This is a genomic window from Paenibacillus aceris (assembly GCF_017874035.1).
Taxonomy (GTDB): Bacteria; Bacillota; Bacilli; order Paenibacillales; family NBRC-103111; genus Paenibacillus_E; species Paenibacillus_E aceris.
The window spans coordinates 47,105-59,288 of record NZ_JAGGKV010000025.1 but is presented as its reverse complement, the minus strand read 5'-3'; the positions used below and the strand labels follow the sequence as shown (position 1 = coordinate 59,288).

Genomic DNA, 12,184 nt, shown 5'->3' with positions numbered 1-12,184 from the left:
TCATTCGTATCGTAGTAGTGCCTTAGAAGAATGGGATACGGCACGAGAATCGAAATCAATGTCCCCTGATTTTGTAGCCGCTTTCAAATTGAATAAAGCGATTACATGAATGTTTTGGGTAATTGGATGACCCAATTATCCCGGACGGATGAGCTTCATCCGTTTTCCATCATTTCATTTGAATATTTTGTTTGACCTGCTTCAAATGGTACAGCAGCGTTTCTTTGGCTTTAAGGGGATCTCTCTCTTTTATAGCCTGGAAAATGTTAAAATGCTCGTTATATACTTCATTTCTACGGCCAGGTATCTCGACTGTTTTCGTAGCCGTCCTTTTCAAAAGATCCATGTTAAGATCGATGAGATTCACTAACACCACATTGTGTGTTGCTTTTGCTATCGATAGATGAAAGGCCTGATCTGGGGAAACCGGATCATCCGCTTCACTGTCAATGGTGCCCCACTTTTCGAGAGCGCTTTCAATATCAAGAATATCTTGTTCAGATGCTCTCAAAGCTGCCAGCTCTACGATGCCTGTTTCAAAAATTTCTCTAGCCTCGAGCAGCTCGATAATCGTAGCTCTCTCAATATTTTCGAGGATTCGGCTTTTGTCCTCCGCCTTACTGAGGTTCTTGTTAAGAAATCGGCCGCCGCCCGGACGAGTTTCAATCAGCCCTTCTCGTTCCAAAATTCGGAACGCTTCCCGCAAAGTCCCGCGGCTAATTCCAAAGGCTTGGGCCAGCTCTCTTTCCGTAGGCAAAACGTCTCCAGGCGCAAGGTTGCCTTCAAGAATCAGTTTTTCAATCTGCTCAATGACATCCTCATAAACTCTGTGGTACTTGATTTTCTTTATCGTCATTATGAGTAACCTTCCGTCTGGCAATATGCTGAGAATTGGATCATCCAATTACCCACACCTTTATACTAGTAAGTAGCTCAGATTGTGTCAACAGTTATTTTTACCAATGAGAACGCCGTCATGTGCCTTGGAGTGCCGCTTCGGAATATAAAAAGAACTACGGATTTGAGCTGAAATTGATGGAAAAACTACCATTATTCCGCGCTGCACTGTAGCAGGGAATGAAATAACGGTAGAAACTCCAGTTAATTATGGCAAAAGTGGATCAATTGAGGAAAATAGCAGGAGTAATCGGCGACTTAGCGGAATTCTCGTCAGCTTAAACAAAATGAACCGAGCCAAGAGCCGGCTTACAACTGCTACTGGAGTCCACCTGTTTAGGAAGAAAGGCTACACAGATCTTGTGCATTTTCTCCCAAGTCGATAGCGCCTTGCCGTCTGCGTGGCCAAAAGACTGCCTTGCTAGTCGCGCGTCCGCCCAGCCAAGCACTCCCTCTATCTCGCTCACCCAAACAATCTGCCCCGCTTGATCCGGCCTGTAGATAACCGATATCTCCCACACGCCAGGAACATCCGTAAACAGCCTGAGCTGCAGCTTCAAATGGTCTTTGTCCCCTTGCATGATCGGGTCAACCGGCTTATGGGTTACTAGTGCAAACTTCGATCCCGGTTCGTCCAAAGCGAGCGCTCGGCCGCCTTGCGGGTCATCCACAAACACATAGCGGAAATCAGGATCAAATGGCTCCGTCCGCTGTTCCGGACAGTGCCATCCATCAAGCCCGCGAGTGAAATTGGCCAATTCCAGCGTCAAAGGCATCCCGGATGCAGCAGCTCCCAGATAGACGGGAGAGAATCTCAGAGGGAAGCTGCTCGTTTTTACTCCATCCGCATAAATGGCATCCACATATACGAAACCGCTTATTGCAGGATCAATAACCGGTATTTCCACACTAAAACCGCTGTCTTGCGAACAATCGAGCTCCTTCACATGCCAGTATCTGCCCGGCGGAAGCACTTCACTCCAGTCATACCAAGACCAGCAAAAACGAAGCTTTTGCGGAAGCGCGGATAGCCCGGCAGCACCAAATTCGGCTGTCACCCGCAATGCTCCCTCGCTAACAGAGACGAATACAGCCGGGGCTTGCGGCCAATGCCCGTCTCCCTTCACAAGGGCATCCATCCAACAATCAAGCGCAGCGCCTGCCCAGCCGTCCAGATGATGGTTTTGATTCGCCGCGAAAAACAGCCCACGCTTCGCCTTCGGAAGGTGTGCAGCTCCTTCGCAGATCGCATCCATCCAGCCCCAATAATCATTGATGGCCGACATGATCAGCATCGGCGACTGCTGCCGCTCGGCCAGTCTGAATCCGCTAAGCAGCTGCTCCCATAAGTAGGTGTCTTCCAAGGTGTGCGGCCTGCGAACGTTCCGGTTCAGCCGTCCTGGCGACATGTGCTTGCCGCAGCCATAAATAGGAGCAACCGCCTGCAAACGGCTATCCCAGGCGTTAAGCAGTCTCGTTACCGTGCCTCCTCGGGAAATGCCGAAAGCACCCATCCGACCTGCGTCCACCTCTGGCAGCTGAGCCAACCACGTTACCATTTCCTTCGCATGAATGAGACGCGTGAACATGACCGATTGCAGCGGGTCAAACTCTTCTTCCATGTCTTTCGTGGGCATTTCCGCCAAATCGGAGTAGTGCTCCTGCCCGGAGAGTTCCTCCTTCCAATCGTAGCTAAGCGCGACATACCCTTTGCTCGTCCAATGCCGGACATGCTCCAAATTAGCCGTCTGCGAACCTCCCCCGTGGATGTGCAGCATAGCAGGAAAAGGCGTTTCCCCATAAGGAACGCCTATCCAGAAATACGTTTTCACCCATTGGCCCGGAATGAGCTCGGTCTCCAAATACATAGCGGCATAGTCGCCGTATTGGTCTGACCTCCGCTCCACCGTATGAATACGGTGTTCACCTAAGTGCTCAGCAGTTTTCAACAACTCATGAAAACGGATCTCCACTTTGCTCATCATAGACCTGCAAGCTCCGATAAATAAGGGATCGAATGCTGTGCGCCCATCCGGGTAACCGAAATCGAAGACGCATGCTGCGCAATGTTCACCGCTTCATCCAGCGTTTTGCCCGAAGTAATCATAGCTGCAAGCGTCCCGGAGAACGTGTCTCCGGCAGCTGTTGTATCTATGGCTTTCACTTTACGGCCTTCCATGTACACATTCTCGGTGCCGTTATAATACACAATGCCCTTCTCGCCAAGTGTGATCAACGGGAAGCGAATGCCCTTGCCGCGCAAAATATCAAGCGCCGCGAAAGCATCTTCCGTGGTTTTCACTTCTACATTCGTGTACAATCGGCATTCGATTTCGTTCGGTGTGAAATAATCCACACCATTCAAGATCTCGTCATCGAGTGGAACGGCAGGCGCCGGATTTAAGAAGATCGGCACCTTACCTTTCACAAGACGAATGGCTGCATAGACGGTTTCCAGTGGAATTTCCAGCTGCAGCATGATAGCCGAAGCCGAGAGCAGCTGATCCTTGTAACTTTCAATGTAGTCAGGCTTAACTAGGTTATTGGCGCCACCGTCAAGAATGATCGCATTATTTCCGTCGCAAACCGTAATCGCGGCTACACCTGTCGTAACTCCAGGTTCAATTCCCACATAATCAGTTTTCACACCGAACCCTTTGAGGCTGCTGATCAACGATTGCCCAAAAATATCGTCGCCAACTTTTGCCATAAACCAGGTATCTGCACCCATTTTTGCGCAAGCAACCGCCTGATTGGCTCCTTTGCCTCCGGAGGATAGCATAAACCCATCGCCTCGCATCGTTTCGCCCATTTCTGGAATACGGCTAGTCCGCATGACCATATCCATATTTGCACTGCCAATTACGATTATTTTCATAAACGTTCCCCGATCCACCCAAAAATTCTAAATTTCCGTAAATCTAATATGTCTGAAATAAGTTCTAGCTGCAGTTCTTGTACTTACGCCGTACATGCCGTAATCGAACGTATCGTCAGTGTGCTTCAAAACTTCCTGTCCGTCAATAGCGAATGTAAGGGTGTTACCTTGTACCGTCACTTTAAAGTCGTAGTCTTTGCCTAGCTGCCATGGGAACTCTGCACCCGCCAACTTCGTGAACCCGAAGTTATTGATATACAAAGCTACTTGATTCGCTCCATCAAATCCTACATGATAACCTCTCATTGCGCCTTGCGCACGCACAGCCACTAAATGTGAATGTCCGCTTTGCGGATTAAGCTGGACAGATACGGAGTAGTCTTTGGCGAAATAGTTACCTGTATAGGCTTCGCTTGGCTCCGCTGTCATGAGATACATCGCGCCATCCTCTAGGCTCCAAGCTCCGTTGTTGTGCGCGAATGGCGTAATGCAGCCGAAATTGCTCAATTGCTTGTTAAAATCAATCGTGTAATCCGCGTTGCCATAAATCCGGAACTCATCGATAAAAATGCGTCCTAAGCTTTTCGGCTTGCGAGTCGAATAAGCCTCCAACACGATGCCGACTTCATCAATCAGCTCGCCTTCGGAATCCGGGATTACAAATTCAACATGAACCCACTCTTGATCAACAAGCTTCACATAACCTTGTACAAGCTCTTTTTTGCTTTTGGATAAGCGCACATAAGGTGCGATGCCCATCGTTTCATTGCCGCCCCACTGATCCAAGAAGATTTGCATGGATACTTTTTGGCCAGAGGATGCTTTAGGCGCAAATGTCGGTGAGTATCTTTCGTCACTGAAATCATCGCGTGTATAGAAAGGTTTGTAGAATACCTTTGATTTTTCCCCACGTGTCATACGGTCAAATACAACTTCCAGCGAGCCCGTTCCTTTGAAGGATTTTTCGGTTGAATGCTTCGCCTGGCAGAAGAACGGATCCGAGATGCGGATGTTATGTGTGGAACCCGGCAGTTCGAAGTCGAAATAAATATCGTGCTCCGTGAAGCTCTGGGCAAGACCTTCAGGGCAAGGAACATTCGCCAAACGATGTCCTAGAATCGCTAATTCTTTCGCGTAGGTCGGAATGTCGAGAATATTCATAAAGCCCGAAATCCCCGACATCACGATGGAATCATTGATCGGCTTACGATACTTATCTGCAATACCTTCCAAACCACAAGCTACACCCAGAACAGTACCAACGTTACCAGCGTTGCAATCCGTGTCCCAACCGCACATCGTTGCAATCTCAACCGTTCTGTTGAAATCGCCTTGGCCGTAAATCATAGACAACACGCAAACGCCTGCATTAGGAATGATGTGGCATACGCCCGTATATTTGTCGTAGCCCCAGTCTCTTTCAAGCATGTCTCGGCATGCTCTGAAATCATCCGGATGCTGTGCGTGGAACGCAAGCACCGCTCTAGACACTTTGGCATAGATCGAGTCAGCTGGAATTTGAGCCAAACCAGCTTCAATAATTTCATTAATATCGCTTGTTTCGAACGCTTTGGAAATAGCTGCGCAGAAAAATCTTGCGCCAAGCACGCCTTCTCCATCATGAGAAACGCGAGCTGCCGCTTCGCCGAAATCGGCTGCTTTTTGGGGATTGCAAGGATTGACAAGACCCCATGTGTCGATGAAAATTTGACCGCCGATTTGTTCGGCGATAATGAGTCCATTTTGCTCTATAGAACCGGACTGTGGAGCTTCAATCCCTTTTTTCAAGTTGATGTAGGCCGTATGCTCCGTGCTTATGCCATAACCGCCCCACCAGAACATCCCGATTCCTTCACGGGCATAGTTCAACCAAGCGCGAGCTACATCGTTAGGCGTAATATCGCGGTCCTTGGCATCGTCATAAAGCGCGCGCAAGAAGTAGAACGGACCGTTCGCATCGTCGTCCGCCGCAAAGTTTTTAAATTCTTTGACATAGTCGGTAATGTCGCCATATGTGTTTTGTATTCTTTCATAAGTCCAAATCGTCGGTTCTACCGGAGCGCCCAGTCTTATGCCAATGTTCATACCTAAGTAACCTGCGTAAATTTTTTCCAAATAATTAGAAGGAATCAACGATTGCACCACCCTTAAATAATAGAAAGAATCTGTTGTTGTCTGCGATTGTTCAATTCAATGTCTTGCTTGATAATATAAGAAGCAGTTTCAATAAATTCATTGCAATGCTTCTCGATCTCTTGCTTATTTATCTGCTCTATAATTGCAATTTCAGATGACGGAATAGCATGAACACCCTGCATGGCTCCCAGAATGGCGCCGACCATAACACCAATAGAATCCGTGTCGCGTCCAGAACTCACACCGTCTTTTACAGCCTCCAATAAATCCCCGTCATGCAAAATAATGTAAGCTAAAGCCAAAGGAAGTTCCTCAATCGAGAACAATCGACTTGGGGTGTAGTGGTTAGAAGGAATGCCTACTTTATGAATGTTTCGATTGACATCATCGCCCATCGGCGAATATTTGCCCATTACAGCGTGCAGCTGTTTGACAACTTCAGCCCGGTTATTCTTAATTGGCTTTAGGGATCGAGCCGTTTCACATAGGTCTTGAATCGCTTGCTTCGTACCATCTTTGGCATACGTAAATGCAGTATGAATAATGTCTTCCACCGTCACACCGGGTTCGAAGGCTTTAGCCACACAAGCAGCCAAAACGCCCGCCGCTTCCAAGCCGTAGCTGACTTGATGGCCGGATGCAAAAAGAATCGCTTCATCATACGCTGCCTTCGGATTGCAGGCATTCACCATGCCGATCGGCGAGATATACATGGCAGCACCGCAGTTAACCATATTGCCATAACCGCCTTCGCGTGGCTCGCAATTGGCAAGCACATGACGGTTGAAAATATGCTTCTCTGGATAAAACAATCGATCCATGACCATAGCTACTTTACCCAGCTCAGGAATGTATTTAGGACGGAACGAGATCTCTTTGACAAACTCATTAGCCAGATCGTAAGCATCCAAATGACGGCGTTCAATGCCGTACACATTCATGAGCGCAAGCGTCATGAGCGTATCATCGGTAACGATGCCTTCGCCTCTCATCCTGCCGAGTCTCTTGTCTTCCGGCCAATCCGCTTTCCACCATTTGGTCATCGTTGTTTCAACCCGACCATACTTTTCATGTATTTCATTGAACGTCATTTTCTCAACAACAGCGCCCATCGCATCGCCATAAGCCGTGCCATATACAACGCCTTTCACTCTATCAGCAAAAGTAACCATTTGACTTACTCCCTTCTACAGGGAGTGCGGGGCTGTTACGCCCCACACTTTGCAGTTCATTTATTGGCTTCAAAGCCCGATTTACTTAATTGTTTTATTGGCGTAATCCGTTACATCTTTACCGCCCGCAGCGTTCCAGGCTTGAACGAATTTATCGAAATCAGCGCCTGTTTTCTTACCTGTTACAATGTCAGCTGCGAATTCTTTGTAAACAGCCGTAGCTGCATCCCATTTCGCCGTCAAATCGGCAGGTATAATGAAGGTATTGTCCTTGGTGGAACTGCTCTCGAACATTTTGAGCGATTTCGCTGCCGGTTCCGAGAAATAAGGCGTAGTCGGATCAAACTCTTTGTCCGGTGTGAAGTTGATCACGGACTCGACAAAGTGCGGATACCAAGCGGCAAACTTATCTGTCAATTTAATTTTGTTATCAACGATTTGATACTCTGAACCTTCAAAACCAAGCTTATCCATCATTTGCCCTTTTGGACTAGCCATGTATTCTAATACGGCAAAGGCCATATCTTTGTTTTTGGACGTTTTGGAAATCGCGAAACCGCGGCTTTCTTTACTTGTATCAACCGGCGTGTAGCCTTGCGCTTTACCTTTTGCCGGCGGCAGAGGAACGACTTTCGCGCCTGCACCATTTTGTGCGATTGATTTGGAGTTGTACAGATCGATTACTTTCCCTTGCGTACCTGCCATGATAGCTGCTTGGCCGTCATAGAACGCTTTTTCTTTTGTATCCCATTTCTTCGTCAGGAACTCTGGGTCCAGCAAGCCTTCTTTATACAACTTCGCGTAGAATTCCAGCTTTTCTTTTTCAAACTGCGTTGTTTTACCGTATGCGAATTGACCGTCAGCGCCTTTGAGCCAAGTTGTCGTCAATCCGAAAGCTTGCCCGAACATAGCGTCCAACTCATCAAGATTGCCCGCTGTTGTGTAAGCATATTTCGCGCCGCTTTTTTCCTTTAAGTCTTTGAAGAACGTGTAGTAGTTATCGATTGTTGGGTTTTCCAGAGCCGCTTTACCCGAAGCTGTTTTGTCCATCAAGTCTTGACGCACGACAGGAACAGCGCTGTTCACCGGTGACAGCCATACCAAGTAAGGGTAGTTCTTCATTCTTTCAATGTTATAAGGATTCATAGAAGCCTTAACATATTTGGATTTATCGATATATGGAGTCAGATCTTCCAATATTTTTTGCGTTGTTGCAAATTGATAGTCTCCACCTTGGAAATAGATCAAGTCAGGGATGTTGCCGCTTTGCAGAAGCAAGCCCATTTTCTCGGAGTACGTTCCGCTTTGAACAGGCGTAATTTGCAGCTTTACATTTTTACCTTCTGCCTTCATGCCGTCTTCGATGCCTTTAACCAATTTCTGAACGTTAGGATCGTCTGGTGCAAAATCTTTGGCCAAAATGGAAACCGTCGTAACACCCGTGCTATTTTGAGTTGCAGATGGTGAAGCAGTGTCAGTTGATTTGGATCCTCCTGAACTGCATGCTGTTGTAGTGATCAGGACGACTGCAGCCATTGCAAAAAGCGTTTTTTTCATTTGGATTGCCTCCCAAAATAATGTTTGAATACTATTCTTTTACGCCGCCTTCCATTACTCCCTTGGTATAATGCTTCAGAATAATGGGATATAGCATTAGAATCGGAACCATAGCAATGACAATCGTTGCCGCTTTCAAGGACGAGAAGTCCAATTGCGCGATATTGTTGTTTTTCATCAAATCAGCCGCACCGACTAAAGTCGTCGTATCGCCTTCGACAACGAACTGTCTAAGCAGTACTTGAAGCACAGTGTTGCTTCGGCTCGATAAGAAAATGCTCGATTTGAAGAACTCATTCCATCTCGCCACTGCATAGAACATACCGATCGTCAGCAGCGGAATGCGGGACAGCGGTAAAATAATCCGCATGAACACGGTCATGTGCCCAGCGCCGTCGATTTTAGCAGCCTCAACTAAGGAATCAGGTATTTCTTCAATAAACCGCATCATAATGATCAAATAAAAGACGTTAATCGTGCGGTAGAGAACCATCGCCCAAAGATTATCCAGCAAGTGCAGGTCTTTGATGACCATATATTCTTGCACGATACCGGGCTCAAAAATCATGATGATGATTAGAAAAATCATGATAGGCGTTTTGCCGACCAAATTTTTGCGCGTCAATACGTAAGCTGTAATGGTTGTAAAGAAAATGCTGAACCCTGTGCCGACAATCGTAATAAATAAGGAATTCATTAACGCTTTACCGACAATCGGATTGCTCAGCACAACCTGGAAATTGATGAACGAGAAACCTTTTGGCAAAATGTCATAGCCATGCAGCATATGGACTTTGCTAGGGTTCGAAAAAGCTTTGGCGATCAAGTTCATAATCGGCACAAACATCGTCAGTGATATGAGGACGAGTATGGCGCCGAGCACTAATTTGGTGAACGAAAATTGTTTGACACTCATGCTAGCTCCTCCTTACCATGCGCCTTTCGAGGTCAATTTCTTGGATATGAAATGCGTGGAAAGCACCAGCACGACCCCAATCATACTTTTGAACAAATTAGCCGCTGTGGCGAACGAATATTGACCATTGATCAAACCAACGCGGTAAACATAAGTATCAATAATATCAATACGGCTGTTGACGGAATCATTCGTGAAGTTCAATACCTGATCCAGTCCCGCATTCATAATAAATCCGACATTTAGAATGAAGATGGTCACCATCGGGATATACAGATGAGGCAAAACAATCCGCGTCACAATGTGCCAACGGTTGGCCCCATCAACATGCGCTGCTTCATATAAACTTTGATTCACACCCATGATGGCTGCAAGGAAAATGATCGAATCCCATCCGATATTCCGCCATGCTTCACTGGCGACAAGCACCCACCTGATCGCTGATTTATCTGTCAAAAAGTCGTGAGGCTGAAACCCGAAGGCTTGAATGATCTCATTTACTACGCCGTTTGACTTGGATAAAAAGTCGAACCATACCCCAGCAATAACGACCCAAGACAGAAAGTGCGGCAAATACGAAATGACCTGAATGGATTTCCGGAACTTTCCGTTAATGAACTCGTTAAGGATGAGCGCGAAGATGATCGGAATCGGAAAAATAAGAAACATTTTCATCGCACTGATAATGAGCGTATTTTTTAAGACTTGCTCAAAGATCGGCGTGCTGAATAGCTCCCGGAAATATTTCAATCCGACAAAGACGTTATCTCCAAGAATTTGATAATCGTAGAACGCTAGCTTCATGCCGATAATCGGCCAGATATGAAAAATAATAAAATAAGCGATCCCCGGCAAAAGCATCAAGTAGAGCACTTTGTCACTCCACATTTGTTTAACTTTCGAATGCGTTCTTATTTGAATCGACTCCTTTCCCATCATACGTCGACTTCCAATTCCATCAGAGGGGCATGCTGTTGTGCGCCGTAAACATCACGATCCAAAAATGTGCCTGAGGAAACTTTACGCGCGAACGTAATTTTGAAGCCGAGCGCTTGATCGAAAAAGATGATGTGCATAATCTTATCTTGCTCAATGCTGTAAAGTTTCGATACCAAATCTTTGTTAATGATCCCGGAATTCTTTATTTTGTAATAAATCACCGGATCTGTAAAAAGGGCATCCACCGTTATTTCAAACGGCCCGCTGTTTTTGCTTCTCAGTACTTTTGCTGCCTCTACTAGCTTCATAATTACACCTCGATATATTCGTTGCGGAACATTTGGGTGCCATCCGCAACTTGCATCAAATGATAAACGGAGAATTCATACACAGCGCCGAAAGGGATATCGCTCGGGGCAAACGGAAACGCCAGATTGCCTGCCGTCGATTTCCTGCCTTCATAGCCGTAATGCAAGAAGGTAGATCTGACGGAGCTGCAAATCGTATTGGCTAGTTCTTGTGTCTTCGCAATAACCTCGAATACGACGCCTAATTCGTGACCCGCTGTTTTTTGCGGTTCCAGTTCACCCAGCACGCCGTTAAGGCCGTAGTTGATGAAATTGATTTGATAATCCTCTTGCGGAATTTCACTGTAGTACTCCCAAACCTGCTGTTTGACCAAATCCTCAACTTCTTCGATCCGTTCGATCAAAAGCGGGTCGCGGATACCTGCGACGACGAGTGTACGGTAAGCGACTTTCATTGCGCCTTCCAGCTTGATTTTATACTCAGGAGATGGGGATATTCGGCTGCCCCGCACTTCCACGCTATCGTCTCCCAATTCCGTAAACTCGCAATGCTCAAGATCCAGAACAAGTCCCGGACCATGAAGCAGATAAGGATGATCCTTCTCATAAAACGTGTGCGCGGCTACGGAAACTGCCGTACATTTACGTTTGTCGTTCAGCGGTTTGACGATAAACGAATCTTTGGTCAGAATACCGAGCATGCAATCTTTCGTCGTCCCCGGTTCTGCGCAGAGTGCCGAGCATTCGAGAATTTTACCCAAATGATAAGCAAGCGCTGTATCGAAACCGTTATACATCGCTACCGCAGCAAATGGCGAAGGGTCGTAAGCGCGACCACAGATGATAATGTCGGCCCCTTCTTGAAGCGCTGCGATGATCGGTTCATGTCCCATTTGGGCGACAATACCGTTTGTCGCTTCCAGCCTTTCTTTCGTAAGCGTCTTCACAGCGATGCCAAGTGGCTCACACTGGCCTTCTGCCAATTTAGCTTCCACTACTTCATGAGGAATGTCCGCCCAGATTGTCGCGACTTTCAGTCCTGTAATGTTGTTTTCATTAAGAATTTCCATAATGATTGATCGTGTCCACTCGACATGGACTTTTGCGCCGCTTCCTCCAGCAGATCCGATAATGACTGGAATTTTGGCTTCAGCGCCGGCCGTGATCATTAGCTCCAAATCTTTCTTGCAGGCCTGCTTACTGACAATCGCAGTTCCTGCCCCTAACTTATGTGGACCGGCATCGGTTGATCCGGCATCCACGACGATCGCATCAGGACGATGTTCCATCCCTTTCATAAACGATGATTTTGGGAAGCCGTAACCTAACATCCCGCATGGCGCCAAAATTTTGAATTGTTCCATTGCTTTCAACCTCCACT

The 12,184-nt window shown here is 46.9% G+C and carries 10 protein-coding genes; all 10 read right to left on the bottom strand.

From position 1 onward, the window contains the following. Positions 1-169: 169 nt before the first annotated feature. The 10 genes from J2Z65_RS29445 to J2Z65_RS29400 all read right to left on the bottom strand — a co-directional run bounded on the left by J2Z65_RS29445 (position 170) and on the right by J2Z65_RS29400 (position 12,167). Positions 170-856 carry a FadR/GntR family transcriptional regulator gene (locus tag J2Z65_RS29445; protein WP_167068304.1) on the bottom strand — a complete coding sequence of 229 codons (687 nt, stop codon included), beginning with the start codon at positions 854-856 and terminating at the stop codon, positions 170-172. A gap of 319 nt (positions 857-1,175) precedes the next feature. Beyond that, complete coding sequence (locus J2Z65_RS29440) at positions 1,176-2,882, bottom strand: dienelactone hydrolase family protein (protein WP_167068301.1); 1,707 nt, start codon at positions 2,880-2,882, stop codon at positions 1,176-1,178. Beyond that, on the bottom strand, positions 2,879-3,775 hold the full coding sequence (gene rbsK / locus J2Z65_RS29435) for a ribokinase (RefSeq protein WP_167068298.1): 897 nt from the start codon (positions 3,773-3,775) through the stop codon (positions 2,879-2,881). Before rbsK ends, J2Z65_RS29440 begins: the two co-directional genes overlap by 4 nt. Positions 3,776-3,802: 27 nt before the next feature. Continuing rightward, positions 3,803-5,917, bottom strand: coding sequence for an ADP-ribosylglycohydrolase family protein (locus J2Z65_RS29430; RefSeq protein WP_338111824.1), 2,115 nt, complete (start codon positions 5,915-5,917; stop codon positions 3,803-3,805). Between the two features lie 5 nt (positions 5,918-5,922). Next, a complete protein-coding gene (locus J2Z65_RS29425) occupies positions 5,923-7,083 on the bottom strand; it encodes an ADP-ribosylglycohydrolase family protein (RefSeq protein ID WP_167068295.1) in 1,161 nt (386 codons plus the stop codon). A gap of 81 nt (positions 7,084-7,164) precedes the next feature. Further along, positions 7,165-8,640 carry an extracellular solute-binding protein gene (locus J2Z65_RS29420; RefSeq protein ID WP_167068292.1) on the bottom strand — a complete coding sequence of 492 codons (1,476 nt, stop codon included), beginning with the start codon at positions 8,638-8,640 and terminating at the stop codon, positions 7,165-7,167. A gap of 31 nt (positions 8,641-8,671) precedes the next feature. Continuing rightward, complete coding sequence (locus J2Z65_RS29415) at positions 8,672-9,556, bottom strand: carbohydrate ABC transporter permease (protein ID WP_167068290.1); 885 nt, start codon at positions 9,554-9,556, stop codon at positions 8,672-8,674. A gap of 12 nt (positions 9,557-9,568) precedes the next feature. Next, complete coding sequence (locus J2Z65_RS29410; protein ID WP_167068287.1) at positions 9,569-10,495, bottom strand: ABC transporter permease; 927 nt, start codon at positions 10,493-10,495, stop codon at positions 9,569-9,571. Then, on the bottom strand, positions 10,492-10,803 hold the full coding sequence (locus J2Z65_RS29405; protein WP_193581160.1) for a DUF4387 domain-containing protein: 312 nt from the start codon (positions 10,801-10,803) through the stop codon (positions 10,492-10,494). Before J2Z65_RS29405 ends, J2Z65_RS29410 begins: the two co-directional genes overlap by 4 nt. A 2-nt stretch (positions 10,804-10,805) precedes the next feature. After that, positions 10,806-12,167: an acyclic terpene utilization AtuA family protein gene (locus tag J2Z65_RS29400; protein WP_167068284.1), complete on the bottom strand. Its 1,362-nt coding sequence runs from the start codon at positions 12,165-12,167 to the stop codon at positions 10,806-10,808. Positions 12,168-12,184 lie beyond the last annotated feature (17 nt).